The sequence below is a fragment of the Shewanella sp. FJAT-51649 genome (assembly GCF_019457435.1).
Taxonomy (GTDB): Bacteria; Pseudomonadota; Gammaproteobacteria; order Enterobacterales; family Shewanellaceae; genus Shewanella; species Shewanella mangrovisoli.
This window is the reverse complement of record NZ_CP080411.1, coordinates 3886164-3903086: the sequence shown is the minus strand read 5'-3', so window position 1 is coordinate 3903086 and position 16923 is coordinate 3886164. Positions and strand designations below refer to the sequence as shown.

Annotated in this window: 17 protein-coding genes; 8 read left to right on the top strand and 9 right to left on the bottom strand. The window is 49.7% G+C overall.

Features of this window, described 5'->3' with window-relative positions; all coding sequences use genetic code 11:
• Positions 1–10 precede the first annotated feature (10 nt).
• Both K0H59_RS17155 and K0H59_RS17150 read right to left on the bottom strand, forming a co-directional pair.
• Positions 11–256, bottom strand: coding sequence for a YheU family protein (locus tag K0H59_RS17155; protein WP_220053812.1), 246 nt, complete (start codon positions 254–256; stop codon positions 11–13).
• A 9-nt stretch (positions 257–265) separates the two neighbouring features.
• Positions 266–1249, bottom strand: coding sequence for a hydrolase (locus K0H59_RS17150; protein WP_220053811.1), 984 nt, complete (start codon positions 1247–1249; stop codon positions 266–268).
• Positions 1250–1360: 111 nt separating this feature from the next.
• Between K0H59_RS17150 and K0H59_RS17145 the strand changes: the two genes are divergently transcribed.
• The 3 genes from K0H59_RS17145 to K0H59_RS17135 are packed head-to-tail and all read left to right on the top strand — an operon-like array spanning position 1361 to position 3938.
• The gene (locus K0H59_RS17145) at positions 1361–1867 is read left to right on the top strand and encodes a hypothetical protein (protein WP_011718192.1); all 507 of its coding nucleotides are present in this window, start codon (positions 1361–1363) and stop codon (positions 1865–1867) included.
• A 46-nt stretch (positions 1868–1913) separates the two neighbouring features.
• Positions 1914–3515, top strand: a complete 1602-nt coding sequence (locus K0H59_RS17140; protein ID WP_220053810.1) for a GMC family oxidoreductase — start codon at positions 1914–1916, stop codon at positions 3513–3515.
• 12 nt (positions 3516–3527) lie between these two features.
• The gene (locus tag K0H59_RS17135) at positions 3528–3938 is read left to right on the top strand and encodes a GFA family protein (protein ID WP_220053809.1); all 411 of its coding nucleotides are present in this window, start codon (positions 3528–3530) and stop codon (positions 3936–3938) included.
• A gap of 11 nt (positions 3939–3949) precedes the next feature.
• Here K0H59_RS17135 and K0H59_RS17130 read toward each other — a convergent pair whose 3' ends face one another.
• Together K0H59_RS17130 and K0H59_RS17125 are read right to left on the bottom strand one after the other, a co-directional pair.
• The gene (locus K0H59_RS17130; protein WP_220053808.1) at positions 3950–4411 is read right to left on the bottom strand and encodes a TIGR02444 family protein; all 462 of its coding nucleotides are present in this window, start codon (positions 4409–4411) and stop codon (positions 3950–3952) included.
• A gap of 35 nt (positions 4412–4446) precedes the next feature.
• Positions 4447–6360, bottom strand: coding sequence for an ABC transporter ATP-binding protein (locus K0H59_RS17125; RefSeq protein WP_220053807.1), 1914 nt, complete (start codon positions 6358–6360; stop codon positions 4447–4449).
• A gap of 390 nt (positions 6361–6750) precedes the next feature.
• Between K0H59_RS17125 and K0H59_RS17120 the strand changes: the two genes are divergently transcribed.
• From K0H59_RS17120 to dbpA, 5 genes are all read left to right on the top strand, one after another.
• Positions 6751–6951, top strand: a complete 201-nt coding sequence (locus tag K0H59_RS17120) for a YheV family putative zinc ribbon protein (RefSeq protein ID WP_011071175.1) — start codon at positions 6751–6753, stop codon at positions 6949–6951.
• Positions 6952–7548: 597 nt separating this feature from the next.
• Complete coding sequence (locus K0H59_RS17115; RefSeq protein WP_220053806.1) at positions 7549–7920, top strand: Imm39 family immunity protein; 372 nt, start codon at positions 7549–7551, stop codon at positions 7918–7920.
• Positions 7921–7992: 72 nt separating this feature from the next.
• Positions 7993–8346: a hypothetical protein gene (locus K0H59_RS17110; RefSeq protein ID WP_220053805.1), complete on the top strand. Its 354-nt coding sequence runs from the start codon at positions 7993–7995 to the stop codon at positions 8344–8346.
• Between the two features lie 588 nt (positions 8347–8934).
• Complete coding sequence (locus tag K0H59_RS17105) at positions 8935–9792, top strand: pirin family protein (protein WP_088210241.1); 858 nt, start codon at positions 8935–8937, stop codon at positions 9790–9792.
• A gap of 416 nt (positions 9793–10208) precedes the next feature.
• Positions 10209–11585 (top strand): ATP-dependent RNA helicase DbpA, encoded by a 1377-nt coding sequence (gene dbpA, locus K0H59_RS17100; protein ID WP_088210242.1) that lies wholly within the window; start codon positions 10209–10211, stop codon positions 11583–11585.
• A 63-nt stretch (positions 11586–11648) separates the two neighbouring features.
• On the opposite strand, the gene K0H59_RS17095 is transcribed toward dbpA, so the two are convergent.
• From K0H59_RS17095 to K0H59_RS17075, 5 genes are all read right to left on the bottom strand, one after another.
• Positions 11649–13925, bottom strand: a complete 2277-nt coding sequence (locus tag K0H59_RS17095; protein WP_220053804.1) for a TonB-dependent receptor domain-containing protein — start codon at positions 13923–13925, stop codon at positions 11649–11651.
• A gap of 57 nt (positions 13926–13982) precedes the next feature.
• Complete coding sequence (locus K0H59_RS17090; protein WP_258405855.1) at positions 13983–14231, bottom strand: hypothetical protein; 249 nt, start codon at positions 14229–14231, stop codon at positions 13983–13985.
• 242 nt (positions 14232–14473) lie between these two features.
• The gene (locus tag K0H59_RS17085; protein WP_220053802.1) at positions 14474–15001 is read right to left on the bottom strand and encodes a CbrC family protein; all 528 of its coding nucleotides are present in this window, start codon (positions 14999–15001) and stop codon (positions 14474–14476) included.
• A 173-nt stretch (positions 15002–15174) separates the two neighbouring features.
• The gene (locus tag K0H59_RS17080) at positions 15175–15597 is read right to left on the bottom strand and encodes a VOC family protein (RefSeq protein WP_220053801.1); all 423 of its coding nucleotides are present in this window, start codon (positions 15595–15597) and stop codon (positions 15175–15177) included.
• A gap of 188 nt (positions 15598–15785) precedes the next feature.
• A complete protein-coding gene (locus K0H59_RS17075; protein WP_220053800.1) occupies positions 15786–16826 on the bottom strand; it encodes an NADP(H)-dependent aldo-keto reductase in 1041 nt (346 codons plus the stop codon).
• Between the last annotated feature and the right edge of the window lie 97 nt (positions 16827–16923).

The window sequence follows — 16923 nt, the reverse complement described above, 5'->3', positions numbered from 1 at the left end:
ATACTGGTGGTCAATCTTGCCGTTTTGCCACTTGGTCGGCGTGGCGAATGGCAAAGGATTCATCGTCCTCGCTGTATTCCAAGACGAGTTTTCCTTGTTTAAGTGCTTGTTGGCATTGCGCTATTGCTGCTGATAGCTCTTGCTCATCTAGGCTGGTAAAACTACCATCCTCCACTTGGCCTAAAAGATATTCGCGGATCAAATTGGTTAACGTCTCTTTGGGAAGCTGGAGTAAAGCATCGTAGGGGATAAGCATTCGGGGTCCTTAAGGTGCCGATGAAGCATCATTGGCGAGTAAAAAGTCTAAAATGCGCCGCTCTAGATAATAGCGTGGCTTCCAAGGCGTACCACCCTCAATAAAACCGACATGGCCGCCATGGGCATGTAATTCATATACCACATGTTCAGAAAGCTGGCTGGAATGCGGGATAACGGCGTCCGTCATAAAGGGATCGTCCTTGGCGTGCAAGATCAGCGTCGGCTTAGTGATGCACTTGATAAAGGGTAAGCCGCTGGCACGGGTGTAATAATCTTCAACACCCAAAAATCCATGGAGCGGCGCGGTGACTTTATCGTCAAAGTCATAAAAAGTATTGAGATGAGCAATTTGCATTGGGCTCAATGCCATCGCGCCCGCCAGATCGGGGTCAGCGAGTTTTTGATTGACCTTATGTTGTAACTGTTTGATTAAATGGCTTTGATACACTTTTGAAAAACCATTTTCTAAGCGCTTGGCACAGGCCGATAATTGCAGCGGTGCCGACACGACTACGGCGCGACTCAACAGGCTATGCTCTTGATATTCGCCTTGATATTTGGTCAGCACATTGCCGCCTAAGCTGTAACCCACGGCCAATAAAGGTGATTGCGGATACGTTTGTTGCAGCAGGCTTAGGCTAAACTGCAAATCGTCGGTATCGCCACTGTGGTAACTGCGGGCGAGGCGATTGGTTTCCCCTGAGCAGCTTCTGTGGTGGTGAACCACAGCGGCTAACCCTTGCTCTTTGCAGGCTTGCAGAATGCGTCTGGCATAATGGGACTGGGCACTGCCCTCTAACCCATGAATGATGACCACAATGGGTTTGCCGATTTCTGGCCTTGCTTGCCAATCTAAATCGATAAAATCGCCGTCGGGAAGCTCGAGTCGCTGCCGCTCAAGCACAGGTTTGGCCACTTTAGTAAATACGGGCAGAATAGTTTGTACATGGGGACTTTTGGCCCACCAAGGCGGATTAAAAACGTTTGGCATGGGATCTTATCTTGATATCAACTATTGCTGAAAATTAAAACGTGTGTTTAATTTATATTCGCGGTCATTGTAGCACAATAATTTAACACTAAGCGTCTTGGGGAGACATTGATGAATAGACGTACCTTTTTACTGGGCGCGTTTGCCGGTACGGCGGCGATTGCCTTGGGGGTGAATCTCTACTCTCCCGAATTCAGCCTCCCCGATGAAGGCGAAGGAAAAGACTACCGTTTGTTATTCGGCGTGTTGTTACCTGTGATGCTCGATGGGGCCTTGCCCGATGTGGCAACCCATAAATTGGCGGCGCAAAATCGCACCTTAGATGCCATTAAACATTCGATTGATGTCTTGCCTGACGAGCAGCAGACTGAGTTATTCGAACTGCTGGATATGCTGGAAAATCGTCTTGGTTTACTGCTGCTGACCTCGAGTATGACGCCACTCTTGATGCGTTCACCCAGTGAATTAACCCAAATGTTGGAAACCTGGCGCCACAGCTACTTTGCGTTATTGCAAACGGCTTATTTAGGCTTGCGGGAATTAGTGATGGCCAGTTATTACGCCTGTCCAGAGCATTGGAGCCGACTCCACTACGCCAAGCCTGAATTGTTCAAATAGGCTGAATTTATAATAATAACAATAATGTAAGAATGGAGTATTCCAAGTGGCAATCATAGATCCCATAGTGACAGGCTTAAATTCCGGTTGGTTACATACCGACGCCAGTCAACTGCAAGAGAACCAGCAATTTGAAGCCGATGTGGTGATTGTAGGGACGGGCGCAGGCGGCGGTGTGGCGGCGGAAATCCTTACCCAAGCAGGACTCAGTGTGATCATGATTGAAGCGGGACCGCTTAAATCCTCCAGTGACTTTAATATGGAAGAGCGGGTCGCTTACCCTAATTTGTATCAACAGGCGGCCGCGATGAAAACCGCCGATAAGGCGATTGGTATTTTTCAAGGTCGCGCCGTGGGCGGCTCGACCACCATCAATTGGACCACCTCCATCCGTACCCCGAAGGAAGCCTTAGCTTTTTGGGCACAGCATAAATCCGTTGCCGGACTCGATCCCGAAGCCCTTGCCCCTTGGTTCGAACAGATGGAGCAGCGGCTCAACATTCACGAATGGAATTATGAACCTAACCGCAATAATGGCGCCCTCAAGCAAGGCTGTATTAACCTAGGTTGGGATTACACTGTCATTAAGCGTAACGTGGCGGGCTGTTGGAATACCGGTTATTGCGGCATGGGTTGCCCAGTTAATGCCAAGCAATCTATGCTAGTCACGACGATCCCGACCGCATTAGATAAGGGTGCGCAGCTTGTTAGTCGTGCCAAAGTCGTTAAGATTGAACACCATAATGGCCTGGTATTTGCCCTCAAGGCGCAGGCGCTTGATGTTAATTTACGGCCGACCTCGGTCGAGCTGTTATTTAAAGCCAAATACTATATTTTAAGCGCTGGTGCTATCCATACGCCGACCTTGATGATGCGATCTGAGGTGCCCGATCCCTATCAATTATTAGGTAAACGTACCTTTTTACATCCCACAGTGCTCTCGGGCGGCGTATTTGCCGATGCGATTAATGCCCACAGCGGTGCGCCGCAATCTATCTATTCCGATGAGTTTGTTTGGAAAAACGGCGCCGATGGTGAGTTAGGCTACAAGCTTGAGGTGCCGCCGGTGCATCCTATTTTGATTGCCTCTAAGACCATAGGTTACGGCGTGAGCCATGCCGAATTGATGGCGCAGTTTAATCAGCTACAGGTCACTATCGCCTTGATCCGCGATGGTTATCATCCCGATAGCCAAGGTGGGCAAGTGCATCTCACCCCAACGGGCTTTGCCTTGGATTATCCGCTTACCGAGGCCTTTTGGCGTGCGGCGCGGCGGGCATACGCCAGCATGGCCGAGTTGCAATTCTCGGCGGGGGCATTAAAAGTGCTGCCCATCAGTGATGGCATGCCATATCTGTCGTCATGGAAGGAGGCAAAAGAGAGCATTTCGCAAATGGATTTAGCACCGCTGCGCACAGTCGTTGCCTCGGCGCACGTGATGGGCGGTTGCCCCTTTGGTGAGGATGAAAAGCTCTCTATGGTCAATAGCTATGGTCAGTCACATTATCTGGATAATCTGTCGGTGATGGACGGCTCAATCTTCCCGACCAGTCTCGGGGCCAATCCCCAGCTGTCGATTTATGGCATTACCGCACGCAATGCTACGGCGCTGGCGCAAAAGCTCACCGATGGCCGCGAGCCGCAATAGCGTGGAGTCTTTATGGGAACTGTTGAACCCTTGGAGGGTGGCTGTTTATGTGGGGCGATTCGTTATCGGATTGAGGGCAAGCCCTTCGACGCCGATTATTGCCATTGCTGCATGTGCCAAAAAAGCATTGGGGCCGTGTTTGGTGCTTGGATGGATTTTAAGTTGCAACAGGTGACTTGGATTAAGGGGCAAGTGACTGAGTTTGCTTCATCTGAGTGTGTGAGACGTGGTTTTTGTGCCCACTGCGGCTGCTCGCTGACCTACAGGCACACTGAGTATCCCGATTATCTCACCCTCACGATCGCAAGCTTAGATGATCCTGAACTGGTGCAGCCTAATTACCATATTTATACCGATGAGCAGCCAAGTTGGCTCAAGATTGAGGATAACTGTCAGCGTTATCCTCAGGCTCGTACTAAGTAATGTTCGGTCTATTAAGGCGCGATAAAATCCAGCGAATTTACATCGGCTGCGGATAGGCCAAATAGGGCGAGGTAATTGACGAGATTGGTTTGTTGGCCTGTCGGCGATAACCCATTGACGGCATTTAGAATCGTGCGCTGTGCCTTACGTTCCATCATCAGCTCAACATCGAGCATCTGCTGGTATTCTTCCTCATTCAGGCTGGCCTTGGCGAGACGGCGCAGACGACGATAGGGCGTGAGAAACTTTTCATCCCAATCCCAAACCGCATTGACCAGCTGCTGCCACTGCTCGGTCGAATACTCTCTCGGGCCCGCCACATCGCTGGTGAGATCTAAATACTGCGCCAGCAGTAAGAGATTCACATTCACTTGGCAGTTATCCTGTAGCTCGAGGCAAAGCTGCTTATTTTGCCCGTAGCTCATATCACACCAATGCCAAATTTGACTGTCTAGCGGGGTTGCATCCGACATACTGTTTCCTTGTACGTTAGGCGATAAAGGGTCAATTACTGGCCCATCAGCTCAAGTTCCATAGCATCAATTTCTTCTTGCAGCTCAAGCCATTGCATTTCACTTTCTTCTAGCGTTTGTGTCAAGCTGGTGCGCTCACTGAGTACCGACGTGAGTTTGGCTTTATTGTCCTGATCATAGAGCTCGCTATCGGCCAGTAGATGCTCCAACTCGGCGAGCCGTTCACTGAGCTTTTGCTGATCGGTTTCAAGCTTCGCCTGCTTGCGTTTAAGTGGCGACACCTTTTGGCGCAGCTCTGCCTCTAACCGCTTTTGCTGTTTCTTATCGACGGCGGGCTTGGCATCGTCACCATTAGCGGTGGAATTTGCACTGGCGGCCTTAGCGGCATCGAGTAACCATTGGTGGTAATCCTCTAAATCGCCATCGAAAGCCTGCACTTGGCCTTGATCAACCAGATAGTAATCGCTACAGGTTAAGCGCAGTAAGTGACGGTCGTGCGATACAATAACCATTGCGCCTTCAAAGGTTTGCAATGCCATAGTAAGTGCATGGCGCATTTCTAAATCTAAGTGGTTGGTCGGTTCGTCGAGCAGTAATAGGTTAGGGCGCTGCCACACTAATAAGGCCAACACTAAACGCGCTTTCTCGCCCCCCGAGAAGGGACGAACTGGCGATAACGCCATATCGCCATGGAAGCCAAAGCCACCGAGGAAGTTACGTAATTCCTGCTCACGAGCATTTGGCGCGAGGCGCACCAAATGTTGCAGCGGCGTATCGTCCAAGCGTAAAAATTCGATTTGGTGCTGGGCAAAGTATCCGATATTCAGGCCGGGATTTGGCTCATACAATCCGGTCATCGGTGACAGTTGTCCCGATAAAAGTTTGATTAGTGTCGATTTACCCGCGCCGTTACGCCCTAAGAGGCCAATACGGGCACCGGGGACTAAGTTCAAATGCACACGGCTTAAGATTTGCTTGTCGCCATAACCCACAGCCACTTGTTCCATTTTAATCAGCGGATTGGGCAGGGCTTCAGGCGGGCGAAATTCCATATAAAACGGGCTATCGGCCTGAGATGGCAATAGCTCAGTCATCCGCTCCAGCGCCTTTAAGCGGCTCTGTGCTTGCTTGGCTTTACTGGCCTTGTAGCGGAAGCGGTCGACGAAGGACTGCATATGCGCCCGTTCTTTTTGCTGGCGCTCATAGGCGACCTGTTGCTGCGCCATACGTTCGGCACGGATGCGCTCAAAGGCACTGTAGTTGCCTTTGTAATAATTGAGTTTTTGATTCTCGACATGGACGATTTCATCGACAATCTCGTCGATAAAATCCCTATCGTGGCTGATTAAAATCAGCGTGCCTTGATAGGACTTAATCCAACCTTCGAGCCAGTACATGGTATCTAAGTCTAAGTGGTTGGTCGGTTCGTCGAGCAGCAGTAAGTCTGAGCGGCACAGCAGCGCTTGGGCAAGGTTGAGGCGCATCCGCCAACCACCCGAAAAGCTTTTCACTGGGTTGTTTTGCTCGGCTTCGCTAAAGCCTAAGCCTGCCAGCAAGGCACCTGCGCGGGCACGAATAGCGTAGCCGCCAATGGCATCGATTTTTCCGTGCAAGGTGGCAATGGCATGGCCATCATTGTGTTCCTGCGCGATATGCAAATCGGCCTCAAGCCGGCGATATTCTTTATCACCATCAAGTACATACTCAAGTGCAGAGATTTCCAGCGCGGGCGTTTCCTGGGCTACGGTGGCGATTTGCCAACCCGAAGGCATGCTGAACTCGCCTTTGTCTAAGCTCAGGTGACCCATAATTAATGCCAGCAGTGAGGACTTACCCGTGCCATTGGCGCCGACTAGGCCGACCTTATGGCCGGGATAGATGGTCAAAGAGGCTTCGTCGAGCAGGGTTTTGCTGCCACGGATTAATTGCGCTTGGTTGATGCTGATCATTAACTACAACTTGGTCATATCATGAATGAGTAAGGGCTGTGATGATAGCGTACAAGCCGATGGCAAACCACAACTTAGGCCGAGTTGCTGAGGATTTCTTACACTTTTTACAGCATCTTTTTGGCGAATGTGGTGGCGGCTTTTATGGCGCTCTTATGATGAGTGGTAAAGCGAGTGTGCGGCCGATTTGGCAAATCCTTCTTGAGTGAATCCCACAAGATGCTAACGCCTGCTCATATCTTATGGCATCACAACTTGGTTTAAAGGCTGGCAATAGCTGGGCACTGTGGCAAAATAGCCGCCAATTTCAGACTCACGCTTTGGGTTTCTCAAACGAAGCGTAGTCATCTTCTGATTCAACTGAGCTGGTCAGTGCATAAAGGTATTAGCATGACAACCAAAATCAAAAAGCGCTTTGTAGCTGGCGCAAAATGCCCTAAATGTGGCGCCAAGGACAGCATTCTGCTGTTTAAAGAAAACGGTATCGAAACCGTAGAATGCACCGACTGTGATTACCGCGAACAACAAACCGATATTAAAGTCACCGAAAAAGCCACAGGTGCCGTGATTGGGGTGTTTAAGCCTGACTAGGCTTGGTGTGGCTTATTACTGTTAAAAGCAAAACTTCGAAAGTACCTCTTACTCGCTGTACAGGATTGTCATTGTTTCCCCTGTGACACGCCATAAACTCCTCCCTGAGGGCTCGACGGCGGCATCCATGCCGCCAACGGTCACAGTTGCAACAATGACAATCTTTACGACCATTGAACTGTTTATCTGGCTAAAAGCTTTTGCCCCAAAGTGTGTTTCGCCTCGTTAGCTCAACCGAAAATTCCCACTACTGCTGCCAAACAAATTATTATCAATTGCCCATGTTTTGCCTTACCAGAAATCGACTAACAATGTTTGGGTATACAGTCATATTTAAATATAGGTATTTTGGGATGCTTTTAAGACAAGAACATCGCGCACTAATTCCATCTGCAATAAGTAAAACTCTATAAAATCAACCGACTATAGTAGCTTGCTTTTAGTTAATAGGTTTGAAAAACGCGCATACGCGTTTTTCCAGATGGTGTATTTGGCAGAAAGCTGATAAGTTCTTTGCATACAGATAGTTAAGCGTGCGCGTTTTCACTAGTCCAACGAGGTAAACGCGCATGCGCACTAATAAAATGTTAAATGTCTATGAGTAAGTATCCAGTTTTAATCGGCGGTGTGGGCCTAGTTAAAGGTCGAATCAAAAACATTGGCCAAGCAATGGTTTCGGTCTGTGATGAGGTTAAGCCGTTAATTGAGCAAACGGATGCGTTTGATGCTATGCCGTTCAAAGAAATAAATATGGTAATTCGTTGGGCCGAGGAAAGTATCAATGAGCCAGAAATTGGCCCTTTGCGCAAATCGAAGCAGAGCTTGGAAGTTGCAACCACCATTAGCTTGCGTGAAGGAAAGTTTGTGGAAAATGACCCTGAGCAGCTCAAGTCACTGGTCAAAGCTGAGCTAGGCAAAGTGCTTAAGGCTATAGAGGTAAAATATGGTTTGTGCCAAATCCACATTTAACAAGGCAAGTCAGCATCGCACCTTTGGTGCTGGACTCGCTAACGCTCGCCGCTGCTTGCGGCGTTATATGCCATGAATAGAATCGACGCCATCACGAAGATTGAGGCCTCTTTGAAAAGCTGTGAACCTCAAGTTATTACTCCTAAAGGAAGGAGCTATGAGGAGTATGTCAAACAGCTTTCGGAACAGTTGCTTGAATCTGTCATTGACCCAGTTTTAGTTGAAGTTACGTCGACAATAATTGAAGGTGGTGATTTCGAATCATATAAATCCGCGACCGTTTGGGGAATAGCTAGAATAGGCATTAATTGGTTGATAACAATTGAAGGGGAGCCGGAGTTTGCGCTTGCATTTGGAGTGGATCCTTTAGACTTGAAAATGCATGGTTGCTCTTCAAGCGATGTTTTAGCGGAATGGTGCAGCTAGGCATATAACAAGCTGTTGAATAGTGGGCAAAATTCAGTTGGCTGATTTCGCTCCGCTCAAGATTATAGCCAACTAAATTTTGCCCATTAACAGGGCGTTATCTCCTTAGAAATTTTAATCCGAAACTGAAGAGTTAGAGCAAAGGGTCTATGTTGCTTTTGTCCCAAAGTATGCTGCGTAAGGCTTTTAAATCTACAGGTTACGCTATATCCAAAAAGGTGAGCCATGGTGATTAGCGAGACGACCGTCCGCCCCATGGATGGGGCGGTCGAGCATCCACGGACGGACTTGAACAACATCCTTGTTTAAAGGCCAGTTCGCCATCCATGGCTCTCGTTCATAAGCACAGAAACCCTAGGTTTCCATTCACCGTGACTGTGAGTGAACATCATGGCAAGCATGTATTCATGGGCATCAGCAGCCTACCGTTCCATTTTTTCGAATGTTTAGACCGTGATTTCGCGTTATTCATTTGCAAATTTCCTTGTTATTCTGCCTCCATCAGCATTGCCACTGTTTGACTCAGTCACTTCTAACCCAAGTGATCGTGAGTACACAGGCTAATGCCTTATGAGTTAGGAGCATAAAATGAAAGTCTTAGGTCAGTTTTCTGCTAAACCTGCGATGGATGGTGACGGGGTGAATATTCGCCGTGTGGCGGACTTTGTCACGACCCATTTTGATCCGTTTTTGATGATGGATGAGATTAAATCCGATGATAAACAGGATTTTATCGGTGGCTTTCCGCCGCATCCGCACCGTGGAATGGAGACCTTTACTTACATCCGCAAGGGCGGGTTTGAGCATCGCGATCAGATGGGTAACGTCAAAGCGATTCGTGCTGGCGATGTGCAGTGGATGAGCACGGGTTACGGTGTGGTGCATTCCGAAATGCCGCTGGCCGATGCGCTTAATGGTCTGCATGGCTTCCAAATTTGGGTCAATATGCCTGCCAAGGACAAACTGCGCCCCGCGACTTATCAGGATACGGCTTCAACCCCTAGCGTTGAAACCACGAACGACACAGGCGCCACCCTTAAAGCCTTGGCGGGGGATTGGGGATTTGCGGGTAAGAGCGCGACCAGTGCCACCATTCAAGGATTAGCGGGCGAGGCGGCGATTGCCGACTTGATGATTAACGCCAATGGTGAGGCTCAGCTCGATTTATCTAAGCATGAGTTTGCCGCTCTCTATCTTTACCAAGGTGGCTTGAGTAAGGGCGAAGGCTCACAGTGGTCATTCAATGAAGGCGAGTTTTTAGTGCTCGATAGCCAAACGCCATTGCAGCTCAAGGCCGATGAACGCGGTGCGGGCATGTTACTGTTTGTAGGTAAACCTATTCGCGAAAAAATCGTTCAAATGGGGCCGTTTGTGATGAACACCCAAGCGGAAATTCAGCAGGCGATTCGCGATTATCAAGAGGGGCGTTTTGGCAGCATTGCTTAAATCTCCCTTGCTTTAAATATTGACTCCTGCTTGAAAAACACTGTTAGTTCAGACCTTGTTTTTCCGTAAGTCACACCCACTAAGCCCTGCCAATGCAGGGCTTTTTGTTGGCGCACTTCTTATTAATGACTCTCTTTAAAGTAGGCAATAAAGCCTGCTTTGGGGGTTAAGAGAAAGACTTCAGGAAAAGGGCGCGCTTTATTGCTACAATAGCCGAGCTTTGGGATGGTGCGGATAAGACTGAGCACGGCAAGTTGCCAACTTAGACTGATTGCACGAATGGCTAAACGCCCCGAAGCGATAAGCGTATTTAATCAGTAACACTATGCAATTTCAGTGACTTGCCTGAGTTTATGCCAGCGCGGGTTACCCACCACAGGATATTCGCCTTGAGCAATTCAGACACTCAGCCTTCAATGGCTTTCTCGACTCTTAAGCTAAAACCCGAACTGCTTGAGAACCTTACCACTATGGGCTATCACGAAATGACGCCGATTCAGGCGCAGAGTCTGCCAGCCATTTTAGCGGGCGAGGATGTGATTGGTCAGGGTAAGACTGGCTCGGGTAAAACGGCGGCCTTCGGTTTAGGTCTGTTGAACAAGTTAGATGTGAAGCGTTTTCGCATTCAAACCTTAGTGCTGTGTCCAACCCGCGAACTGGCTGACCAAGTGGCGCAGGAGATCCGCACACTGGCACGTGGTATCCACAACGTAAAAGTGCTTACCCTCTGTGGCGGCGTGCCCATGGGGCCGCAAATTGGTTCGCTCGAGCATGGCGCCCACATTATCGTCGGAACGCCAGGGCGGATTGTCGATCACTTAGAACGTAACCGTTTAGATTTAAGCAACTTAAGTATGCTCGTCTTGGACGAAGCCGACCGTATGCTGGAAATGGGCTTTCAGCCACAGCTCGATGCGATTATCGAGCAGTCGCCACGCGAGCGCCAAACCCTGCTGTTTAGTGCGACCTTCCCCGAGCAAATTCAGTCGATTGCTAAGCAAATTATGTACGACCCAGTGATGGTGAAAGTGGCCGTGACCCACGAAAAGAGCACCATCGAGCAGCATTTCTACCACTTGGATGACGACAAGGCGCGCATGCAGGCGCTGCAATTATTGCTGCTGGATCGTAAGCCCGAGAGCGCCGTGGTGTTTTGTAATACCAAGCGCGAAACCCAAAAAGTGGCCGATGAACTAAGTGATGCTGGCTTTAGCGTTATCGCCCTACATGGGGATTTAGAACAGCGCGACCGGGATGAAACCCTGCTGCAATTTGCCAACAAGAGTGCCTGTGTGTTGGTGGCGACCGACGTGGCTGCCCGTGGTTTAGATATCGATGCACTGGACGCGGTATTTAACTACCACGTGGCCTATGATACCGAAGTGCATATTCACCGTATTGGCCGTACCGGCCGTGCGGGCAGTAAGGGCGCAGCCTTTACCTTCTTTGACGATCAAGACGGCTACAAGATTGCCCTGTTAGAAGAGTATTTAGAGCGTGATATTCAGAGCGAAGCCTTGCCATCATTAAGTTTGCTCGGCACAGCGCCCAATGCGCCAACCATGATCACCCTGCAAATCGATGGCGGTAAAAAAGAGAAGCTTCGCCCCGGCGATATCCTCGGTGCCCTCACGGGAGAGAATGGTATCGAAGGCTCGCAGGTCGGCAAAATCCTTGTAACCGACTACCGTGCCTATGTGGCGGTGAATCGCAAAGTCGCTAAAAAGGCGCTGAGCAAAATCACCAGCGGCCGCATTAAAGGTAAATCCTACCGCGCGTGGTTAATGAAATAACCCGCAGTTCAGTGATTAAAAAGCGAAGCCAAATGGCTTCGCTTTTTGGTTTATGGCCTGGGGTTAGAAGTTATAGGTGACTCCCAGCATCAGGTTGCGCCCCATTAACGGTGCATAATCCTTGAGTAGGGAAGTATGGGGGCGGGCCTCCTGATTAAGCAGGTTGGTACCTTTGAGATAAACCAAAATATCGCCGCTTGAGGTGTACCAGCGATAAGTGGCGGCCGCATTCACTAGGGCATAGCCTGCGGTTTCGGTCTCATTGTCGGCGGTGTCGGTTTGGCGGGCATAGCCTATGGCGCCTAACTCTGCGTGCCACTGCTGCAGATCGAAGTTTAATGTCGAGCCGACACGCATCGGCGATATTTGCGGTAAGTTGCCGCCATCGACGAGTTTGCCGCGGGTGTAGTCGCTAAAGAGCCCGAGTGACCAGAGATCATTAAATGGTATCGTTGCCTGCGCCTCGATGGAGTAAAGATCCGCATCGCCTTGAGTATATTGATAAACCGGCATATCGCCTTCTTCATCGCTGTTGACCAGATCCGAGGCAACCAGTCCGGTATTGCGCTCATAGTAGAAGTTGTTAACTCGGTTATAGGCGAGGCTGAGTGAACCTGTCCATGCACCGTCCAGCTTACGCAGCGTGAGGTCGATATTGTTGGCGATTTCCTTATCGTTACTGCCGCTGTTGGCGACGATTTGGCCATTCTCTAGGCTAAATTGCGACCCTAGCTCAAAGCTTTGAGTGGCATCGTGTGGCCCGTAGCTGTAAAGCTCTTCGGCGGTGGCCGAGCGTTCGGCGCGGGTGAGTGACAGCCCCAGGTTGTATGATGGACTAAAGTCCCACACCAGGCCCGCAGACAGCGTCACATTATTATCTGTTAAATCATTAGGTTGATACTCTTGCTCACCATTAAGCGTGTCGAGCGGCATGCTCTCGGGCGCGAGGCGGTAATGCTCGAGGCGACCGCCGAGTTCAAAACGAAAATCCCCCAGCTTACGTTCTTGCACGATAAAGGCGGCGAGAGTGTCCGTTTTACTGTCGGGGGTCAGGGCTTCGTCGCCTTCCACCGCAAAGTCACGGTGCACCGCATGCAGCCCCAGGGTGCCTTGCCATTCGCCCCAAGGATGATTGTTTAGGCTTAAACGTGCTTCGCTCTGCTTGTTGAAAAAGGTGGTGCCAGCAATGCCATCTTCTTCCTCGGCGTGTTGATAATCGCTATAGGCAGCGTCGAATTTTAACTTACTAAAACCAGCAAAGGGGTCGAGTAGCCCGCTATGTAACTGCCAAGCGGTTTTTTGTAAGTCGATGGTTATATTGGGGGCATCGGCTTCACCACGGCTAGGGATGCCGTAGTTGGATTCGGTGCGAGCGCCGGAGACGCTAACAAAACCCGAATCCCCCGTATAGCCAACACCTGCGGCGTAATCATCGAGTTTGAGTTGGCTATTGGCTAAGGTACCGTGGGTGGTCGGCATATCGGCAATGGCATTACCGGGAATGTCGACATCCTCGGTTTTTCTGTGTGTGCCATCCAGATGCCAGTTGAACTGGCCATTACCGCCGTTGAGTTCGCCATTATAGGTTTGGCCATTATTGGCGCTGTCGTAGCGAGCGCCAAAGTGCCCTGTCACTTCATCGACTGGGGTTTCGCTGTAGCGGGTATCGACCACATTGACGACACCGCCGATGGCGCCATTGCCATAGAGTAGGGTGCCCGGACCGCGAAGAATTTCAATCTGCTGCGCCGAGGCGGCCTCGGAGGTCACGGCATGGTCCGCCGAAACGGTAGAGGCATCGCCAACCGACAGGCCATTTTCAAGCACTTGTACTCTGGGGCCGCCCATGCCGCGGATAATCGGCCGACTGGCGCCCGCACCAAAGTGAGAAGCCTGTACGCCGGGGAGTTTTTCTAAGGTGTCGCCCAAGGTGGGTTCAGTGTTGAGCTTGAGTTGATCCTCGGTCAATACGCTGATGGGCGTGGTGCTTTCAAGGGCCGAACGGGCGAGTGGCGAGGCGGTTACCACGATATTTTCCATCGGGGTTTGGCTCAGCGTCACATCTTGAATGAGCATGCCTGTCGTTGAGCTAATCTCTTGATCGCTATGTTTAAAATTCGCATGACTCACGTGTAGGTGCAGGTGACTATTATCGGCAACCTTGAGTTGATACTGGCCTTGGGCATCCGTGGTAGTGCTGTTACCGCCGTCAACACTGACGCGGGCATTGGCGAGTGCGTTACCTTGTTGATCAGTAACTTGGCCTTGAAGCTCTGCGGCCATAGCCGATGAACACACGCTCGCGACCGCAAGCGCTATTGAAGATAGTGCAAGTTTCATTGTGCCTTTCCTTGTAGATAAGCAAAAAATTAATTTTTAAGTTTTTGAATTTGCTTTCTAAAAGGGAGGGGCGCGCACATCAACATGGCGGATGTGGGCTAAGTTGGGGGCTTGATAGGCGGCGGTGGCACGATGATCGGCATGTTGCAAATCCAGTGGTAGCACGGGCATAGATGCCGGACTTGCACTGGTATCATGGCCAAAATCGCAGACAATACAATGGGTGTGCTCATGTTCCAGACTGTGTTCGGTGTAATGGGTCAGCGCAAAGCACTGGGTAACCAGTAGCCATACACTGAGCAGCAACCAAGGCCACTTTTTATGAGTCCGAAATTGATGATAAGCCATTATTGTTATTGGTTAAGGTTCAGCCGTTAGTCTTATCGGGAAGCGCATATCCCTGTTGAAATAAGCTAAAGCATGCGCCTGCGTCAGGCAACCTAGGTCGCTGATGCAGGCCAATTCGCTTTAGCCTTATCTAATCCACAAACTGACCTTAATTGATTTACATTGACCGAGTCTAGTTAACTTTTAGTTATAAAACTGGTTCAGTGGCAATCCAAGGTAAAAATCGCTTGCTGGCAGTGGCGGCACTTAAACTTGTAAATTGCCGGGTTGCCACCCTTTTGGTAGCTAGATAAGAGTTTTTGCCATAGGGCATGGTTTGGCAGGTATTCGGCTAAAAAGTCTTCTAAAGCTTCGCCCTGCAAGGCTTGTAAATCGGCGAGTTCGGCATCGCCATGAAACTCGCAGGCATCATTACAGTGGGATTGCCAGACTTCCTGTTGCCAAGAGACATACCCCGGCGTTCTTTCCGCCACTTCTTTCACGATGGCGAGATCCAGCCCCGCGTCGAGCAGCGGGTAATCGTCGACAAAATGGCCATTAAATTTGTCTGCGGCGCTGCCATCGGCAACGCACCAAGGGCAAATCGCTTCAACATTGTCCCTGCAATACATTCCTGAGCTGCAGATAAATCCCCGTGCTTGGCCGCAACATTCGCAGGTCGTATCGCTTGAGATCACGGCGCCAGTATCGAGGGGATGAGGGTGATAGGTAAACTGAGGGAAATCCATTTCAACTCCTAAGTGAAGAATAACGCAATTAAATAGCCAAGCGATTATCATCAAGCTGCGTGGTTAATTCAACTGTTTATTCAATGAGATAAGCACTTAGTTGGTACTCGCAGCGCCACTTAGTTAACGCTAATTCTGTTTTTTACTTGGCTATCTGCTTGGTCTTTGCACTGTTATTGGCATCTTTTTGCCATGGGATGATTAGGGCTTAATTGCAGTAAATCCCAACGGTTGCCATAGAGGTCCTCGAACACGGCAACGGTGCCGTAATCCTGCTGCTGCGGCTCACGAATAAAGCGGATCCCAATGGATTGCATATAGTGATAATCGCGCCAAAAATCATCGGTATTTAAGAACAGAAACACACGGCCGCCGGCTTGATTACCGATAAAGGGTTCTTGCTCCGGTTTAGAGGCCTTAGCTAACAATAAGGCGGTGCCACTGGAGTTGGGCGGGGCAACTACGACCCAACGTTTATCTTGCTCGGGTTGATAGCTGTCTTCAATCAACTCGAATTTGAGTTTATTGACATAAAAATCAATCGCCTCATCGTAATCTCTTACGACGAGTGCGATATGGACAATGGCTTGTTTCATCTGGATTTCTCGACTTTTGCTGTCTTATAGACCGCTATTGTAATGGCTATCGCTGCGATTAGGGTACCGCTGTGATGGACAATCAATCTGTGACTCAAGTGAGTGGCTTACTTTGGCCACTCACTTGGAGGCTTGTTTAAAAACGCAATTTAACAGCTCATTGTTAGCGCTCTTTTAAGAGTTAAGAGCTAAGGGCAGGGCAATCTAAATTGATCTGAGAGTGCATTGAGACGGCTGAGTAACTCGGGGGAGAGGCTGACCTTTAAGCTGTCGATATTCTCTTTCAGCTGGTATAAGTCCGTGGCACCAATGATGTTTGAGCCAACAAATTTACGCGAGTTAACAAAGGCTAACGCCATTTGCGCGGGGGAGAGATTAAACTCGCGGGCTAAGTCTACATAAGCTGCGGTGGCATCGAGTGCCATTTGCGATCCCGTGTAACGGGCGAAGCGTTTAAACAGGGTTAAGCGCGCGCCTTCTGGCCATTGGTTATTGCAATATTTACCGCTTAAGGCACCAAAGGCCAAGGGCGAGTAAGCCAGCAGTGGCAACTCTTCGCGATGGCTGATTTCACTCATGCCCACTTCAAAGCTGCGGTTGAGCAGGTTATAGGGGTTTTGCACAGTCACAATGCGCGGCAGGCCGTGTTTTTCTGCCAGTTGCAGATACTTCATTAGTCCCCAAGGGGTTTCGTTCGATACGCCGATATAGCGCACTTTACCTTGGCGAATCACTTCGGCGAGGGCTTCGAGGGTCTCGAGGATTGGCGTTTGCTGCTCAATCTCTTGTTCGTCGTAAAATAATTCCCCGAAGAAGTTGGTATTGCGGTCTGGCCAATGCACTTGGTAGAGATCGATAGTATCGATTTGCAGGCGTTCGAGTGAAGCATCGACCGCTTGATGGATATTGTTCCAGCCCAGCGCCATATTTTTGCGAATATAGTCACTCTTGCCGCCGGGTGCGGCAATTTTAGTGGCGATCACTAGGTCATCACGGTTGCCACGGGCCTTAATGTATTGGCCCAAAATGCGCTCGGTTTCCCCTTGGGTTTCCGGCTTGGGCGGCACAGGGTACATTTCCGCAGTGTCAATAAAGTTGATGCCACTGCCGATGGCGTAGTCTAGCTGTGCGAAGGCTTCGGCTTGGGTATTTTGTTCACCCCAAGTCATAGTGCCTAAACAGATTTTGCTCACCTCGAGATTAGAATGCGGTATGCGTCTGTATTCCATCTATTTCTCCTACGGAAACTATCTTAGTCCGAGGCTATCAAGCTTTTGCTGTAAAGCAAAGGTTAATAGGGCGTCAAACATTTTACTGCAGTAAAAA